Origin of the sequence: Stenotrophomonas mexicanensis, from assembly GCF_032911605.1 — a bacterium.
In the GTDB taxonomy this organism is placed as follows: domain Bacteria; phylum Pseudomonadota; class Gammaproteobacteria; order Xanthomonadales; family Xanthomonadaceae; genus Stenotrophomonas; species Stenotrophomonas maltophilia_A.
In genome coordinates this window covers 198,766-216,530 of record NZ_JAWJTG010000001.1, presented here as the reverse complement: position 1 = coordinate 216,530, position 17,765 = coordinate 198,766, and the positions used below count along the sequence as shown (strand labels likewise).

Here is a 17,765-nt window from a genome sequence, read left to right as displayed (position 1 = left end):
GGATTCCAGTCAGGAGAAGTAGGTGCCGCCGTTGACGTCCAGATTCGCACCGGTGATGAACGCCGCCGCATCCGAGGCCAGGAATACCGCAGCGTCGGCGGCTTCGTCCGGTGTCCCTTGGCGGCGCAGCGGGGTAGCGCCGGCAACGGCCGTGCGCACTTCCGGCTTGGTGAACTCATCATGGAAGCGAGTGGCGATCATGCCGCAGCACAGTGCATTCACGCGGATGCCCTTCGGCCCCAGCTCCTTGGCCATGGCACGGGTGAAGGTCATCACTGCCGCCTTGGCGGTGGCGTAGATCGATGCCCCCGGGCCGCCGCCATCACGACCTGCCTGCGAGGCGAAGTTGACGATGGCCGCGCCGTCACGCATGTGCGGCACTACCGCGTGCGTGGTCAGGTAGGTCGAGGTCAGATTCAGGTCCATCACGGCGTGGAAGAACGCCGGGTCGATGTCAGCCAGCGGCCGACGCTGCACCATGCCACCGGCCACGTTCACCAGCAGGTCGATACGCTCGCCGAACGCGGCCTGTACCGCAGCGACCAGGCCGGCCACGGCGGCGGCATCGGTGACGTCGGCGCGATGCACGATGGCCTGGCCACCGGCCGCCTGGATCTGTGCCAGCGTTTCCTGGGCACTGGCTTCATCATGGGCGTAGTTGATGCAGACGCGTGCACCGGCGGCAGCCAGTTTGATCGAAACGGCGCGGCCGATATCGCGGCCACCACCGGTGACAATGGCCACCTTGTCCTGGAACGACATGCGGAAAACTCCTTGGTTTGCGGGGGAATGGATGTACTTGGAAAAGAAGGAGACCCAGGCTCAGCCGCCGCGACGGTCGAGCTTCTGGATAGGTCCGGTCCACCACCACAGCGCAGCCAGCGACAGCGGCACCAGCGCGGCAACGAGGATGAAGATCGGGGCGTAGGAGTGGCGGGTCAGCACCGGCACCAGCCAGGTGGTGATCAAGGTGCCGGCGACCGCCGCCAGGCCACCCAGGCCTGCCAGCGTGCCCACCGAACGGCCGTCGAACAGGTCGCCGGGCAGGGTCTGGATGTTGCCGATGGCTACCTGGAAGCCGAACAGCACCGCAGCGATTGCCAGCACTGCCAGCAGCGGCTGGTTGGCCAGCACAGCACCCAGCAGGGCAGGCGCCATGATCACGCACCCCAGGGTGATGGCCAGCTTGCGGGCGCGGTCCACGCTGTGTCCGGCGCGGATCATGCGACCCGACAGCCAGCCGCCACTGAGGCTGCCCAGCATCGCGCCGACGAAGGGTACCCAGGCGAACAGGCCGATCTGCTTGATGTCGAAGCCGAAGGTTTCAGCGAGATAGATCGGCAGCCAGGACACGAACAGCCACCAGATAGGATCCAGCAGGAAGCGGCAGGCGAGCATGCCCCAGCTCTGGCGATGGGCCAGCAGCTCGCGCACGCTGGCTTTGGGCGCCGCCTCTGTCTGTTGCCCGGCTTGGTCTTGCTGGATCAGCCGGCGCTCGGCATCGCTCACCCACGGATGCTTGTCCGGCCCGGCGCGGTAGACAAACAGCCACGGCAGCAGCCACAGGAAGCCGATCGCACCGACCAGCACGAAGGTGCCGCGCCAGCCCAGCCACAGATAGAGGCCGGCGATGGCGGGTGCGGAGACGATCGCGCCGATCGACGCACCCGCGTTGAACACGCCCTGCGCCAACGCGCGTTCGCGCGCAGGGAACCACTCGGCATTGGCCTTGACCGCGCCGGGCCACGCACCCGCTTCGCTGATGCCGAGCATCGCCCTTACCAGGCTGAAGGAGAGCATCGAATGGGTGATCGAGTGCAGCGCGATCGAGATCGACCACACGCTGATCGACAGGGCGAACCCCAGGCGCGTGCCGATCATGTCGAACAGGCGGCCGAACAGGAACTGGCCGGCGGCGTAGAACAGCATGAACACCGTTACCAGCAGGGCATAGTCGTCCTTGGTCGCGCCTACTTCCCTGGCGATTTCCGGCCACATCACCGCCAGTGCATTGCGGTCGATGTAGTTGATGACCGTAGCGACGGCGATCAGGCCCACGATCAACCAGCGCACTGCTGAACGCACCGGCACCTTGCGCAGGTTGGCCACCACGGCAGGGTCGTTCATTTTCCGTCACCCTTGCTGCGGTCCATGCGTGCATGGCTGCCGCTCCAGCGGTAGACATGGCCGTCCACGGTCACGCTGTGTTCGCCCTTGGCGCTGCTGTCGTCGGCCACGCCGAGGGCGATGCGTGCACCGTTGGCCAGGCGCAGTTCGATCACCTCTGCATCGCTGCCCCGGCTGCGCACGATGTCCTTGATGCGGCTGTCCGCGCCGTGCACGTACTCGGCGGTGCCGTTGTACTCGCCATGCGGCTCCAGCACGCTGAAGAAGGTCACGTCCTTCTGGCCTTCCACGCGCTGCAGCAGGGCCGGTTCACGGCGCAGGTTGAACTCCGGATCGTTGGCACCACTTTCCACCAGCAGCGCCTGTGCCGGCGCACTGCTGCCGAAGCGGAAGGTGTAGAAGCGCCCATCCAGCAGCCACGCCAGGGAACGCGATTCGCTGCCGGGCGTGCTGCGCGCATCCAGCCACAGGTGCTGGTAGCCGTTGTCCTTGCCCAGCACCGGGCGCTGGGTGGGGAAGTGTTCTGCCTCGAAGCCGGTGGTGACGATGTGGCCGTTGAAGTGCAGCGGCAGGTCGTAGCGCGCGGCCTTGTCGCCGTGCACCTGCAGCAGGTCCAGCACCACCGGCAGGCCCAGGTCGGGGTGGCGCAGCAGCGCCTGGGTGCGGGTGAACACCACGCCGGGGTAGGCATCGCGCATGGTCGCCGAGGCAACCTGGGTATCGGCATCGGCCTGGAAGAAGCGCACCTGCGGGGCATGCTCCTCGCCGCGCTTCCAGTCGCCCTTGAAGTGGCTCTGTTCGTCCACCACCAGGGTGTTGTGGGCCACGGTCTGTTTGGCCCAGCTGCGGTTCTCGGCCAGGTAGATGCCACCCCGCTTGGCTTCCACGTTGAGGAAGCGGGCAGCGCCGTAGTCGGTCACCACCGGATTGCCGTTGTCGTAGAACAGCCAGTTGAGTTTGTCGAAGTGGCCATGGCCCATGCCCTGCATCGTGTCCTTCTGCACCAGCGCCTGGCCGCGTTCGCCGTTCATGCGCAGGATCGCCAGGCCACCGCGGTCGCCGTCCGGGCCATCGCGCAGCAGCATCGGACGGTAATCGAAGGGCCTGGCCTTGTTGGCGGCCAGTGCTTGCGCCACCTGCAGTCCCTCGGGGGACAACAGCAGGCGTTTCTGCTGCTGGGCCACCGACAACAGGCGGTCGTCAGCGGTGCGCGCATAGGCAATGCCGATACCGGCCACCAGTTCCTCGGTATCGATGCCCTTGTCCAGGATGGCATCGTTGATCGGGAAGAACAGGCCGTCATAGCTGGACTGCACCAGCACATCCACCGCCTTCAGCAGCACGCCGTCGCGGCGCGCGAAGATCCTGCGCTGCGGCTCGTTGCGTTCGATGGCGTTGGCGAACAGCAGGAACGGTGCCAGTGCGTAGCGCTGGTAGTACGGACCTTCCTCGTAATAGCCATCGGGCGAGAACAGCAGGTCGATCTGGCGAAGGAAGCCGAACTGATCGTTCTTCTGGCTGCCGCGCAACGATTTCTCCACCAGCTCAGCGTCGCGCAGCACGTAGCCGGTCATGCCAGTGGCGGCCACCGCCCAGGTGGCGTGGTTGTGGATCTGGTCGTAGTTCTTCGGCTCGCTGACGAGGAACTCAGCCATCGGCCGGAACACCTTCGATTCGATGGTGTCGCGGTCCTCGGCGGACAGCGCGTCGCGGATCGCGTCGTAGCCCTGGATGGCGTTGACCAGCCACACCGAATCGTTGAGCACCTGCCAGAACACGCGGCCTGGAATCTGTCCGCGGCCTTCGGGGTGCGGGCCCAGGGTGGGGTAGAGCCTGGCATACCGCAGCAGCATGTCGCGCGCGTAGTCGGCATAGACCTTGTCGCCGGTCAGCCGGTACAGGGTGCCGGCCGCCAGCAGGGCCTGGTAGTTGCGCTTGTGCTGTTCATGGGTGCGGCCGCCGCCCTTGTCCTTCGGTACCGGCACGTCGATGCCGGCCTTCATCATCTTCTTCAGTGATTCTTCCGTGCGCGCCTGTTCCTTGGCGAACCACGGGTAGCGGCCGCCTTCGCTGGCCATCCGCTGCCACTGCGCTGCGGTCACCAGCACCGGCGCGGTGTCGGCCTGCCTCGCTGCGGCAGCGGGGGCTGCGAACAGCGGCACGGCCGGCAGCAGGGCAAAAGGGGTGGCCAGGGCCAGGGAGACGAACAGCGGCTGCAACCTCATCGATCAACTCCATTGCGGGTGCGTGACAGGGCAACTTCGCCCACCTTGGGATACCAGTTGACGCCGGTCGCCTCGCGCGCGGTCATCGCCAGGGCAGGATCGGCGCCCACGGCGGGCAGGGCAGGCGCGGCCACCCACAATCCGCTGGCAGCCTGCTGCAGGCTGACGCCACGCCCCTCTACGCCGCCCGGGAATACGGTGCTGGCTGCCGGTGACTGCACGTTGCCACTGAAGTCGATGCCGGCCAGCGAACTGGCGGCATTCGGCGGGTTCCTGCTGGTGCGGTTGACGATCAGGTTGGCGCTGAAGCGGCTGTTGCTGGCGGCGACCACGATGCCCTTGGCCTCATCATGGCCGACGCCGAAACTGATCTTCGCCACGTCCACGAAGGTATTGCGGCTGATCGTGGCATTCACCACCGGCGCATAGCCGGACAGCGGCGGATCGGCCTGCGCGTCCATCACCGCCAGCGCGGAACGGTTGCTGGAGCCGGCCAGTCGTTCGAAGTAATTGTTGCTGACGGTCTGGTCGGCATTGATGATGCGCACGCCGCCGGTGCCGGTCTTGTCGTCGCCCAGGAACACGTTGTCGATCACCCGGTTGCCGTTGCCATGGCGTAGCGTGAGCGCGCCGGCCGAACGGTAGAACACGTTGCCGCGGTAGGTATTGCCGCCGGACTTGTTGCTGATGATCTCGGTCTCGCCGTCGCAGCCTTCGAACCAGTTGTTCTCCACCGTACTGTTGGAATCGCTCAACGAAGTGTCGCTGGTGCCGACGCGGAGGGTTTCGCCGCCGTTGACGCCCAGCGCCGGGCGCGGTCCGAACCAGTTGTGGTCGATGCGGTGCTGGTTGTCCAGGCCCTGGGTGGCATCGCGCACCACCACTACCGTGGGCCCGGCGTTGGTCTTGCCGCGCAGCTGGCTGTGATCCAACCGGTTGTTGCTGCCATACAGCGATACCCAGTAGTCCTGGTCGCTGGCATCGGGGTTGGTGTAGTCATCGATCACCAGGCCGGTCACCCGGCTGTGGCGGGCCACCGCCTTGCTGGATTCGCGGAACGCCACCACCGCATCACCCGGCGTATAGCCCTTGCGGAACACCAGGTTGGACACCTGCAGGTAGCTACCCGCCAGGCGCAGGTCCGAACGTCCGCTGAGGACGACCTTGCCGGCGGTCTGTGCGCGCAACACGATCGGCGCGGCTGCCGTGCCCTGGCCTTTCAGCAGCAACCGCGCGTCGGTCCAGGTGCCGTCAGCCAACACGATCTCATCGCCGGGCTGCAGCGCCGAGGCGGCGGTAGTGAACTCAGCGACATCGTGGACGAGCCAGCTGGCTGCACTTGCCGCTGAAGTGGTCAGGCACATGGCCAGACCAGTGGTCAGGCAAAACAGTGATGAATTGTTGAGCGGATGTCGAGCAAGCGGACGAATGCGCATGAAATCCTTCCAGAGACGGCCGGGCCGTCGTTTCAGGGTGGGTCTGCATACCACTTTCGAGTCCGTTGTAAGCCAGCTTTCGCGCAAAGTCATGCTGCATGAGCACATTAAATTGCGCTCAACTGGTATGGATGAAAGGCATTTGAAGATTCGCATACCAATTGGTTGACATTTTCATGTCACCGTGCCGAAGCTGCGTCCCACGCCTGGCATGCAGGCGATCCTTTGGGAGGAGGAAACCATGCGGCGACCCGCCGGAGCAGTGCACAGCATCTCGTTGTCCCCCACACCCCTGATCGTGGCGCTGCTTGCCGTGCTGGCGGGCATGCCCGCGGCCCAGGCGCAGTCCAGCAAGGACGCGTCAGGGCAGGATCCCACCACGCTGGACCAGGTGCAGGTCACCGGCATCCGCGAATCAATGCAGAGTTCGATCAACAAGAAGCGCGACGACACGGTCATCGCCGACGTGCTCTCGGCCGATGACATCGGCGACCTGCCGGCACCGTCGCTGGCCGATGCGATCGAGACCTTGACCGGCGCCGCCTCGACCCGCGACAAGACCGGCGCCTCGGAGATCTCCATCCGGGGCCTGGGCGCCTTCCTCAGCAGCACCAACTTCAATGGCCGCGAGATCACCAACGGCAGCGGCGACCGCTCGGTGAACTTCAACATGTTCCCGGCCGAGCTGATCAATACGGTGGCCATCTACAAGACCCAGCGCGCCGACATCATCGAAGGCGGCGTGGCCGGTACCATCGGCCTGGAAACAGTGCGCCCACTGGAGTACGGCAAGCGTGCAGCGCAGCTGGACCTGCGCGGCAGCTGGGCGGAGTACGACAGCAAGTACCGTGACAAGGACGGCATCGGCTATCGCGGCACCGCCAGCTACATCGAGCAGTTCGAGTTCGGCAACGGGCAGAAGCTGGGCATCTCGCTGGGCTTCCAGCGCCTGGACGGCACCGATCCGGAAGAGAGCATTACCAGCGGTTCCACCTGGTATGCCTGCGATGGCACGCAGAACGTGGGCAATGCCAACTGCAACGAAGTGTCCGCGCAGGCCATCGCCAACGGCGCGCCGTACTACCTGGTGCCGAGCAGCCGCATCTACCGGCTCAAGCAGGAGCGCAACGACCGGCAGAGCGAGTTCGCCGCGCTGCAGTGGCGGCCCAATGACGTGGTCGAGCTGAATGTCGACTTCGAGCACACCGAGCGCAACTGGTATGAGAACCGCAGCGATCTGAGCCTGTCCAACGCACGACGCGGCATCACCCAGCGCGAGGTTGACGAAGACGGTATCGTGCGCCACCTGCACGGCAGCACCTCGATTGATTCCACCTCCAACCGCTACTGGCGTGGCGAGGAATACACCGGGGGTGGCCTGAACCTGATCCTGCGCCCGACCCCGGCCTGGGAGCTGTCTACCGATCTTTCCTACTCGCACACCAATCGCCTCGACAGCGAGCGCATGACCCGCCTGCGCGCCAACCAGCGCGACGTCAACAATGCCGTCGTGCCCGGTATCAGCAGTGGTGCCACCGGCTACGTGGACTATGACTGGGACTGGCACGGCGAAGTGCCCAGTGTTGCCCTGGCGCCGGACTTCGACCCCAACAACTGGGACGCCTACACCGGCGCGGCGCGGGTGACCTCCAGCGCCACCGAGAATGACCACAGGATCAAGGCCGGCCGCTTCGATGCCAGCTTCATGCCGGAGTCCGGTTTCTTCACCCGCATCAAGGGCGGCGTGCGCGCCAGCCAGGCCGACTACCGCCTGCGCGACAACACCCTGGTAACCGACTACGACCAGCGCGTGGCGGCCGACAAAGCGAAGATCATCGCCGCCAACCAGGCCTGCCGTGCACCCTTCCCGCAGGATGACTTCATGGATGCCGCCAGCGGCAACACGATCTCCTCGTGGGCGTACTTCGATCCGAACTGCCTGTACCAGTCGTTCCGGGGCAGCCTCGACAGCGGGTTGGATCCGGGTTTCCAGGATCCGAACAATGTCGATATCACCGAGAAGACACGCGCGCTCTATCTGATGGGTGAGTTCAGCAGCACCCTGTTCGGCTTGCCGGTGACCGGCAACCTCGGACTGCGCTGGGTCAAGACCGATGTTCGTTCTGAAGGCGTGCGTACCGGGCTGCGCATCGAGGACAACGGTGACGGGACGATCCGCCTGCAACCCACCGGCGAGTACAGCACGCAGGTGTTCAAGGCGGGCAACGACAAGCTGCTGCCCAGCCTCAACGCGGCCTTCGAGCTGCGCCCGGACGTGTTGCTGCGGGTCGGTGCATATCGCGCGATGTCACGGCCGGACATTGCCGCGCTGGGTGCAGGGCGCACCATCAACGTGAGCAGTGATGCCACCTACGGCAACCTGGCCGACGCGCTGGATGACATCAGCGCCAGCGGCAACCCCGCCGCGCAGCCGCTGATGTCCTGGAACGGCGACCTTTCCCTGGAGTGGTACCCGAACCCGGACACGATGCTGGCCGGCGCGGTGTACTGGAAGCAGTTCAACGGCGGCACCGCCACTGCGCTGGTGCCGGAGACCTACACCATCGACGGCCAGAGCGTGACCGTGCCGGTGCGGCAGCAGGTAACCACCGACGAGAACAGCACGCTGACCGGCTTCGAGCTGACCGCTACCCATCGACTGTCGTACCTGCCCAAGCCGTTCGACGGGCTGGGTTTCAAGCTGAGCTACAACTACGCCGATGCCGACTATCAGACCCAGGACTCGCGACTGGGTGAGCAGCTGGCCAGCGATGGCACGATCATTCCGGCCATCGTGCCACCGGCTGGCCTGAGTGGTTTCTCGCGGCACGTGCTGTCCGGCTCGATCTACTGGGACGTCGGGCGCTTCAACATCCAGGCCATCGGCAAGTTCCGCTCGCACTACTACCAGGACTTCACCGGCAACACCGCGCAGCAGAACCGCTACTACGATGACAACACCAGCGTGGACCTGCGCCTGCGCTACCGGGTGAACAAGCAGTTGTCGCTGTCGCTGGAGCTGATGAACCTGACCAACGAGCCGCGCGTGGCCTACCAGCCGCTTTATGGGAACTTCCGCGAAGTGGTGACCTACGGGCGGCGTGCGTATTTCGGTGTACGATACAAGTTCTGAACAGGGCGGCGCGGCCAGTGGTCGCGCCGCCGCTCCAACCGGACCCTTGCCGGCCGCGGTGGCAGGGCAGGGACCCGGAAGGAATCGCCAAGGGTCAGCCGCATGTCCGCCAACCGCCTTTACCAGACCATCGCTGCCAAGCTTCGCAAGCTGATCGAGGACGGCGAATTTCCGCCGGGCTCGCGGCTGCCGGGCGAGCGTGAGCTGGCCGAACGGTTCGGTGTCAGCCGGGTCACCATCCGCGAAGCCGAGATCGCACTGGAAGCGCAGGGCTGGATCGCCATCCGCATCGGCTCGGGCGTGCATGTGAAACCGCGCCCGACGCAGGCGTCCGGCGGTCTGCCGGATGTCAGCGCCTTCGACCTCACCGCCGCCCGCGCGGTATTCGAGGCCGAGGCCGCCGCTCTGGCTGCCAGCAATCTGGATGATGCCGGCATTGCCGAGCTGCAGGCGTTGGCCGAAGCGCTGTGCCGTCGCGACCTGAGTGACGCAGAAGCCGGCGAGTACGACCGCCGTTTCCACCTGGCCATCGCACGGCTTTCCGGCAACCCGGTGGTGGAATTCTTCGTGCAGCAGATCTGGCGCATGCGCAGCGAACTGCCGCGGGTGACCGAGGTCTATGCCCGGGTCTGCCATGATGATGGCGCCAGCCGTGCGGACGAGCACATGGCGATCTTCGAAGCCCTGCGCGCGCGTGATCCGGTGGCCGCGCGCAATGCGATGCGCCTTCACTTCCAGCGCCTGTTCGAAGCCATGCTGCAGGCGACCGAAAGCCAGGCGCTGGAGGAGATCCGCCGCCGTACGCAGCAGGACCGCGAACGGTTCATGGCAACGACGCGGATCTGAGCGCCGCGTTCAACACAATCGGCGCTGCGACCTTCAGCAGGGCAGCTCGCGCTCGAAGCCTGATGGATATGAGAAATGGGCATGACTGCGCCGATGCCCAGCCTGTCCGCAATGCCTACACTGCCCGCGGGTCATAGACGGCCCGTTGAGAAAGCTGCATACACACAAGGAGCAGGGTATGAAGTTCTCGCTGTTGGGCGCGGCGCTGCCATTGGTGCTGGCACTGAGTGGAGTCCCCGGTGGAAGCGTCAATGCAGGACCTATCGCGGGCACCGCGACCGCCACTGTAGTTGCGAAGGCCACGTACGCGCCGGATTCGCTGGAAGCCGGCTACATCGTCGATTGGATCAAACGGAATTCGCCCGCCTACGCGCCGGCGTTGCAGACGGGCGAACTGGCCATCTCGCACAGCTATCAGTCTGCTGGCAGCCTGAAGCCGGCCGGTGCGGCGGGCCCGCCTGTTCCATTGCCTGCACGCGGTGTGGAGGGCGAGGTCATCTCGATCTCCAATACCTTGCCGAGCGGTGCTTCCGAGTCGTGGACATACCGATGGTCGAGTGGGTCGTGGAAGCTGATCAAGTACAGCTTTGATGCATGCCAGGGCCCGGCCAGCATCGGTGCGAAGGGATCCGGCACGGAGATCGCTGCGAAGGGACCCTGCATCGACTGAGGGTGACCGGTCCTGGCGGAACTGAACCAGGTCTGCTGCAGAGCACTGGTGCCCCGGGAGATCATCGTCCCGGGGCGCCGCTTCATACCTTGGCGCGCGAGCATTGACCTCGGCAATCGGGCGGAGATCACCCACGGCCCGAGCCAGTCGCTGGGTCATGCAACCCACGCAGCTTCTTCTTGTTGATCTTGCCCACGCTGGTCCGCTCGATCGATTCCACGAAACTGACCCGTTCCGGAATCGCATACCGCGAGATGTCCCCCGAGTGGCTTCGCGCAGCGACCAGTTCGATGATCTCCGCTTCGGTCACCTCACTGCCCGGCTGCCTGACAACCAGCGGCAATGGCCGCTCGCCCCATTTCGTGTCGGCGATGCCGATCACCGCGACTTCGCTGACCGCCGGATGCAGGGCGATGATGTCCTCCAGGGCGAGCGAGGAGATCCACTCACCGCCGGTCTTGATCACATCCTTGATACGGTCGGTCACCCTCAGGTAGCCGCACTCATCGATGTTGCCGATGTCCCCGGTATGCAGATAGCCTCCCGCCCACAGTGCTGCAGATGCATCCGGATCGTGCAGGTAGCCCTGGGTGAGCCAGGGTGCGCGCACGACGACCTCTCCGGTGGCGATGCCATCGTGGGCGACATCCTTCATGTCCGGGTCGACGATGCGCAGGTCCACCAGCGGTACCGGTATGCCGGCCTTGGTGCGCAGCGACAGCACCTCATCGGCATCGGTCACGCTGTCCACGTCGATCTGGGCGATGGTGAGCAGAGGGCAGGTCTCGGACATGCCATAGCCGCCGAAGATGTCGATGCCCCGCGCCAGTGCACGCTGCGCCAGCGCACGCGGCAGGGCGGCACCGCCGATGATCACCTTCCAGCCCTCCAGGTCGGTCTGCGTCGCGTCCGGATGCTCCAGCAGCATGTGCAGGATGGTTGGCACGCAGTGCGAGAAGGTCACCTTCTCACGCGCGATCAATGCCAGCAGCTTCGCAGGCAGGTAGCGCCCCGGATAGACCTGCCTGATGCCCATCGCCGTAGCCACGTAGGGCAGGCCCCACGCGTGAACATGGAACATCGGAGTCATGGGCATGTAGACATCGTCACGATGCAGGCGGCCTTGACGGGGTGCACCGCCAAGCGCGGCCATCGCCGCCAGCGAATGCAACACCAGCTGCCGGTGGCTGAAATACACGCCCTTGGGCAACCCGGTGGTTCCGGTGGTGTAGAACACCGTGGCACGGGCGTTCTCGTCGAAGTCCGGGAAGCGGACGATCGGCGTGGCATCGCGCAACCCCGCTTCGTACTCGGTGGCGAAGCCTGGCGGCAGCGGACCGCCTGCATCGTCCAGCAGGATGCGCGTGCGCAGGTCCGGCAGCTGCTCGTCGATGGCGTCCAGCAGCGGCAGGAACTCGCGGTTGGCCAGGATCACCCGCGCCCCGCTGTGGTTCAGCGTGTAGGCGATCTGCTCTGGGGCCAGGCGCACGTTCACCATCATCAGCACCGCACCGATCATCGGCACGGCGAAGTAGGCCTCCAGGTAGCGGTTGCTGTCCCAGTCCATCACCGCCACCGTGTCGCCGTGGCCGACTCCCAGCGAGGTCAACAGGCCGGCCAGCTGGCCGATGCGCGCCTGCAGGGTGCGGTAGTCGAATCGGACCTGGTCGCCGTAGACGATTTCCTGTTCAGGGCTCACCGCCAGCGGCATCAGCAGCAGCTGCTTGATCAGCAGTGGATAGGCATGGGCATCGGGAGTGGGGGCGCATGACATGGCATTTCCTCGTGGGCGGCGTTGCGGTCGCCGGCCTTCTACGCACCACACTAGCAAGCCCTTCCTGCTGCACCAGCGTACCTAGGTACCTGTTCCTGCGCGCACCCGATTTGATAATCTCGCCAGGACATGCCCACCCTGCTCATCGCCGACGATCACCCCTTGTTCCGCGCGGCACTGCATCGCGCGGCGGAAGAGGCGGTCGCCGATCTGCAGATCAGCGAAGCTGATTCGCTGGACAGCGTGCTGGAGGTGATCGAGAACCAGTCGATCGATCTGATGCTGCTGGACCTGCACATGCCGGGCAACCACGGACTGGCCGGGCTGGCCACGATCCGTGCGTTGCAGCCGGGCCTGGCGATCATCATCGTCTCCGCCAACGAGGAGCCGCAGGTCATCCGGCGTGCCATCGACCTTGGCGCCGCGGGCTATCTGCCCAAGAGCTCGGGTTTGAACGAGCTGCAGTCCGCGCTGCAGTCCGTGCTGGAGGGCGAGCGCTGGATCCCGGCGCTGCTGCGCGAACCGGTGGCCCGGGTGGCGACGTTCAGCAGGGATGCCGACCTGGCCGCGCGCCTGGCCAGCCTGTCGGCACATCAGTACAAGGTACTGGGGCTGGTGGCCGAGGGCCTGCTCAACAAGCAGATTGCCGACCGGCTGGGCGTACAGCTGCGCACGGTCAAGGCACACATGACACGCATCATGGAGCGGCTGGGCGTGCGCAACCGCGCGCAGGCCATCCGCGTGCTGCACGAAATGGGATTGGCCGATCCGTGCCGGCAGATCGAAGAACTGCCTGAGCCCTGACCGGTCAGGGCGTGGTGCTGGCCGCCAGCAGGTGGTTGATCGCCCAGCGCAGCGCCAACGGTTTGAACGGCTTGTTGAGCAGGGACAGCCCAACGCCGCGCACCGCCTCGCGCGTATCGCTGCCGGCATCCGCACTGAGGATCACCGTCGGCCGCAGCCCATGCATGCCTACCAGCCGCTTCCACAGCGCAACACCGGTATCGCCATCATCCAAGTGATAGTCGAACAGCCACAGCGCCGCCTCGTGCGCTGAGGGACCGATGTCATCGGCGTTGCCTGCCGCGATGACATCGCAACCCCAGGAAAGCAGCAGCTGCCGCATCGCCTCCAATGCGTCCGGGTCGTTGTCGACCACCAGCACGCGGACTCCCTTGAGCGCGCTGCTGCCGGCTGCCGGCGGCGAGCTGCGCGGGGTCGCAGGGGGTGCTGCGCGTTGCACGCTGATCGAGAAGGCCGAGCCATGCTCGGGCACGCTGCGCAGGTGCAGGGGTGCGTGCAGCAGGTCGGCGATGCGGTGCGCGATGGTCAAGCCCAGGCCCAGTCCCTGGCCGTTGCTGCGATCGACCCGGTGGAATTCCTCGAACACCACCGCCTGCTGCTCCGGAGCAATGCCGGGGCCGGTGTCATGCACACCGATCAGCAGTGCCTGTCCCTGGCGGCGCACACCGAGCAACACACCGCCATGGCGGGTGTAACGAATGGCATTGGCCAGGAAGTTCTGCAGCACCCGGCGCAGCAGCAGGGGGTCGCTATGGACCCAGGCCTGGCTCCGTACATGGCGGAACTGCAGGCCGCGCGCCGCCGCCAGTACCGCGAACTCCTGCGCGAGCGGATCGAGGACGGTCGACAGCGCGAAGGGGCGCGGATCGGCGACCAGTCCACCCGCCTCAAGCCGGGAGATATCCAGCAGCCCGGACAGCAGGTCGTCGGTGGAGTCCAGCGCACCACGGATCTGGCGCAGGAAACTGTCGAGGAACTCCGATTCGATGTGCTGCGACATCGCATCGGTCAGCAGCTGCGCCGCATGCAGTGGCTGGATCAGGTCGTGGCCGACCGCCGTCAGGAAGCGTGTCTTGGCAACGTTGGCGCGCTCGGCTTCGTGCACTGCCCGTTCCAGCCGTGCGGTGCGGTCCTGCACGCGGCGCTCGAGGGTTTCGTTGCTGCGCTTGAGCGCTTCCTCGGCACGCCGGAAGGCGGTGACGTCGGTGAAGGTGGCTACGTAGCCACCGCCGGGCATTGGATTGCCACGGATCTCGACGATGGTGTTGTCGGGGAAGATCCGTTCGGACAGATGCGGCGTGCCACGCCGCATGTGTGCGACGCGACGCTGCAAAGCCTTGTCGCGAGTGTCACCGGGGCCGTCACCGATCTTCAGCTCGGCCAGCGCCCACGCTGTCAGATTGACCACCGGCTGCCCGACCTGCAGCAACTCGGGCGGAAACTTGAACAACGCGGCGTAGCGGCTGTTCCAGGCCACCAGCTGCAGCTGCGCGTCGACCACGCTGATGCCCTGGCTCATGTTTTCCAGCGCCGCTTCCAGCAGGCGCTGGTTGAAGCGCAGCGCCTGGGTGGCTTCGCCCACAGCACGGGTCACCGCATCCAAGGGCGCGGCACCGCCATCGCGAGCGGCCTCCACCAGCAGGCGCGCCATGCCCGCGCCGACCACGGCGCTCAGTTCGCGTTCGATGGTGATGACCCGGTCGTCGTCCAGCAGCTGCCCGGCATGCCCATCCATCAGTTGCCGGGCCCGCTCCTGGCCGAGGAAGCGTCCGGCCGTCCTGCGCAGCGAGGCTGCCGCCACCGCATCCCGTCGTCGCGGCAACGAGGGACGCACCGCGCGCGACACCAGCGCAACCGTCAGCAGGTTGACCGCCAGACTGGCGCCCATGCTGATGGCGATATGGCCCGACTGCAGGCGCAGCGAGACCACGGACAGCCAGTGCAGGTCATCGGGCCCCGAGGCGGGGGGCGTGGCAGGGATCACCATCGGCAGCAGCACCAGCCACAGCCAGGCCAACGACCCCAGCACGATGCCGGCGATGATGGCCGGAGAGGGCGTGCGCGGGCGATACACCGCCAGCAGGACCGCCGGCGCCAGCTGCGAGAGGGCGGTGAAGGACATCAGGCCGAAATCGCTGAGTGCCTCGGTGTCGCTCATCGCCCGGCTGTACAGCCACGACATCAGGAACACGGCGAGGATGCCGGCACGGCGGAAGGCCAGCACGCGTGGACGCAGGTCGGCTGCTGCGGCACCGCCGGCTATGCCGTCCAGCAACCGTGAGCCGAAGCCATGGTTGCCGAGCATGATCGACAGGGTCAGCCCGGACAGGATCATCATGCCGGTGGCGGCGCTCAGGCTGCCCAGATAGGCCAGCAAGGCCAGCAGGTGGTGGCCACCGGCCTGCGGCAGCGCCAGCACGTACAGGTCAGGCGACACCGATGCGGGCAGCTGCGCGGCACCGGCCAGCGCCATCGGCACCGACGGCAGCCCGATCAGCAGCAGGTAGACCGGGAACAACCAGCGTGCCGTCCTCAGGTCCGAGGTCTGGCGCAGCTCGACCACGCCGACATGGAACTGGTGCGGCAGGGTGAACGCGGAGATCGCGCCCAGCGCGACCATGGTCAGATAGTCCGGCATGATGGCCGGTGGCGGCAGCTGCGCCATCTTTTCCAGCAGCGGCGTGCCCGCCTGGCGCACCGACAGCGCCGCATAGAGGCCAATGGCGAGCAGCGCCACCAGCTTCAATACCGACTCCAGCCCCAGGGCGACCACGATGCCACGATTGGGCTCGGTGGCCGATGCTTTGCGTGCACCGAACAGCAGGGTGAACGCCGCCATCGTCAGGGCGAACCAGAACGACATGTCCAGCTGCGCGGCAGCAGGCGCGAAACGATCGCCCAGCAGCGCGCCCAGGCCCTGACTGACAGCCTTCAACTGCAGGGCGATGTAGGGAATGATGCCGAACAGTGCCACCAGGGTGATGGTGAAGCCGAGGCCGCGATCGGCACGCAGTCGTGCGACGACCAGATCAGCGATGGTGGCACTGTTGTGCTGCTTGGCCAGCCGCCCCAGGCGGAGCAGGAAGGGCAGGCCGAACGCAAAGATCAACGCCATGCCGGCCAGGGTGGGTGGAATCGGGAAGCCCCATTGCAGTCCCTGCGAGGCCGCGCCGTAGTAGGTCCACGCGGTGCAGTGCACGGCCAGCGACAGCGCATAGATGAGCGGCCATGCCTTCGAAAGCCGGTGCCCCCTGCGCTCACCCCACAGCGCCACGCCAAACAGCAGTGCGGTCCATGCAATGCAGGCGAAGAGGACGATGGAGGGCGTCAACATCGCTCCAGTGTAGGGAGAGAACCGGGCAGGGTGGTGCTAGGGAGCGACCACGATCAGTGACAGCTGCTCAGCGACCAGTGCCAGCTCGCCATCGGCAACCCGCTCGACGGCCTTGCGCTGGGTCAGCAGCCACTGGCCGGGCTGGCGCGCGTCCAGCGACAGCAGCTGCGAGCGTACCCGCACCCCGGACCCGCTGGGTACCGGCGCCAGGAAGCGGACCTTGTTGAGGCCGTAGTTGAGCACATGGGCGATGCCGGGGAAGCCGGTGAGGGCGGCCACATCGTCCTGCACGGTGAGCGAGAGCAGCAGGAAGCCGTGCGCGATGGTCTGCCCGCCCGGCAGCTGCATCTGCGCGCGGCCTGGATCGACGTGGATCCAGTTGTGGTCGCCGGTGGCGTCGGCAAAGGCATCGATGCGCGCCTGGTCCACGTGGGTCACGCCACTCACCCGCTCGCTGGCCGCCCACTGCTGCAACGCCTGCAGCGCGGGAGGCAGGTTGCTGTCTGCACTCACGCCACACGCTCCAGCAAGGTCAGGATCGCGTCACGTGCCTCTGGCTCGGACAGCATCGGAGCGTGTCCCACATCCGGCACTTCCACCAGGCGGGCACTTTCCGAGGTGGCCGCCATCTGCCGCGCGACATCGACCGGCAGGATGTCGGACAGCGCACCGCGCACCACCAGTACCGGCACCCGTGCGGTCAGCCCACGAACCGCACGCCACAGCACCGGCCGCAGCAACCACAGCAGCCACGGACGTGTCGTTCGGATCACGGCCGGATCGTAATCCAGCTCCAGCAGTCCATCGCTGCGCGGGCGGAAGGTGCGCACCGCCATCTGCCGCCAGTCGTCGGTACTGAAGCGAGGGAACGCGGCCTTGCCGATGGATTCCACGTAAGTGGTGGCCTGCACCAGGTCCATCGGCGGCACCGGCTTGCCGGCGTACTTGCCGATCCGTGCCAGCGCCTCACGCGGCACCTTGGGGCCGGCATCGTTGAGCACCGCGCCCGCGATCCGCTCGGGCGCGCGCGAGGCGAGGGTGATGGTCACCAGCACGCCCAGCGAGGTACCGACGAATACCGCCTTGTCGATGTTCTGCGAGCGCAGCAGCGCGACCATGTCATCTGCATAGGCACGCGGGTTGTAGCTGGACGGGTCATATGCGCGTTCCGACCCTGCGCGACCGCGCAGGTCGACCGCGATCACGCGCCAGCCCTCGGCGGTGAGCACATCGGCAAGCGCATCGAAATCGGCGCCATTGCGGGTCAGCCCGGGAATGCAGACCACCGTGCCACGCGCTGCCTGCCCCGCATCGGGTGCATGGTCGCGCGCGTGCAGGCGCAACCCATCATTGCTGTTCCAGTACAGGTCGTCGTAAGACTGCGTCATGCAGAAGCTTCCTGGAGATCGTAACGGA

Annotated in this window: 12 protein-coding genes; 4 read left to right on the top strand and 8 right to left on the bottom strand. The window is 66.2% G+C overall.

Going from position 1 to position 17,765, the window contains the following annotated elements:
• Nucleotides 1-9: 9 nt before the first annotated feature.
• The 4 genes from R1L06_RS01025 to R1L06_RS01010 are packed head-to-tail and all read right to left on the bottom strand — an operon-like array spanning nt 10 to nt 5,788.
• Nucleotides 10-762, bottom strand: coding sequence for an SDR family NAD(P)-dependent oxidoreductase (locus R1L06_RS01025; RefSeq protein WP_032127243.1), 753 nt, complete (start codon nt 760-762; stop codon nt 10-12).
• 60 nt (nt 763-822) lie between these two features.
• Complete coding sequence (locus R1L06_RS01020; RefSeq protein ID WP_317216659.1) at nt 823-2,127, bottom strand: MFS transporter; 1,305 nt, start codon at nt 2,125-2,127, stop codon at nt 823-825.
• Nucleotides 2,124-4,352 carry an oligoalginate lyase gene (locus tag R1L06_RS01015; RefSeq protein ID WP_317216658.1) on the bottom strand — a complete coding sequence of 743 codons (2,229 nt, stop codon included), beginning with the start codon at nt 4,350-4,352 and terminating at the stop codon, nt 2,124-2,126. The genes R1L06_RS01020 and R1L06_RS01015 overlap by 4 nt, the downstream gene beginning before the upstream one ends.
• A complete protein-coding gene (locus tag R1L06_RS01010) occupies nt 4,349-5,788 on the bottom strand; it encodes a polysaccharide lyase 6 family protein (protein ID WP_317216657.1) in 1,440 nt (479 codons plus the stop codon). The genes R1L06_RS01015 and R1L06_RS01010 overlap by 4 nt, the downstream gene beginning before the upstream one ends.
• A 241-nt stretch (nt 5,789-6,029) precedes the next feature.
• Between R1L06_RS01010 and R1L06_RS01005 the strand changes: the two genes are divergently transcribed.
• The 3 genes from R1L06_RS01005 to R1L06_RS00995 all read left to right on the top strand — a co-directional run bounded on the left by R1L06_RS01005 (nt 6,030) and on the right by R1L06_RS00995 (nt 10,437).
• Complete coding sequence (locus tag R1L06_RS01005) at nt 6,030-8,921, top strand: TonB-dependent receptor (protein WP_317216656.1); 2,892 nt, start codon at nt 6,030-6,032, stop codon at nt 8,919-8,921.
• A gap of 102 nt (nt 8,922-9,023) precedes the next feature.
• The gene (locus tag R1L06_RS01000) at nt 9,024-9,767 is read left to right on the top strand and encodes a FadR/GntR family transcriptional regulator (protein WP_049401514.1); all 744 of its coding nucleotides are present in this window, start codon (nt 9,024-9,026) and stop codon (nt 9,765-9,767) included.
• 178 nt (nt 9,768-9,945) lie between these two features.
• On the top strand, nt 9,946-10,437 hold the full coding sequence (locus tag R1L06_RS00995; protein ID WP_317216655.1) for a hypothetical protein: 492 nt from the start codon (nt 9,946-9,948) through the stop codon (nt 10,435-10,437).
• Between the two features lie 127 nt (nt 10,438-10,564).
• On the opposite strand, the gene R1L06_RS00990 is transcribed toward R1L06_RS00995, so the two are convergent.
• Nucleotides 10,565-12,211, bottom strand: coding sequence for a fatty acid--CoA ligase (locus R1L06_RS00990; RefSeq protein WP_317216654.1), 1,647 nt, complete (start codon nt 12,209-12,211; stop codon nt 10,565-10,567).
• Nucleotides 12,212-12,340: 129 nt separating this feature from the next.
• On the opposite strand from R1L06_RS00990, the gene R1L06_RS00985 reads away from it, so the two are divergent.
• On the top strand, nt 12,341-13,015 hold the full coding sequence (locus tag R1L06_RS00985) for a response regulator transcription factor (protein WP_317216653.1): 675 nt from the start codon (nt 12,341-12,343) through the stop codon (nt 13,013-13,015).
• Nucleotides 13,016-13,019: 4 nt separating this feature from the next.
• On the opposite strand, the gene R1L06_RS00980 is transcribed toward R1L06_RS00985, so the two are convergent.
• From R1L06_RS00980 to R1L06_RS00970, 3 genes are read right to left on the bottom strand one after another with little or no spacing between them, the layout of a single operon-like run.
• Entirely contained in the window at nt 13,020-16,349 is a 3,330-nt protein-coding gene (locus tag R1L06_RS00980) for a hybrid sensor histidine kinase/response regulator (protein ID WP_317216652.1), read from the bottom strand.
• Between the two features lie 36 nt (nt 16,350-16,385).
• On the bottom strand, nt 16,386-16,862 hold the full coding sequence (locus R1L06_RS00975) for a MaoC family dehydratase (protein ID WP_317216651.1): 477 nt from the start codon (nt 16,860-16,862) through the stop codon (nt 16,386-16,388).
• The gene (locus tag R1L06_RS00970; protein ID WP_317216650.1) at nt 16,859-17,737 is read right to left on the bottom strand and encodes an alpha/beta fold hydrolase; all 879 of its coding nucleotides are present in this window, start codon (nt 17,735-17,737) and stop codon (nt 16,859-16,861) included. Before R1L06_RS00970 ends, R1L06_RS00975 begins: the two co-directional genes overlap by 4 nt.
• Nucleotides 17,738-17,765 lie beyond the last annotated feature (28 nt).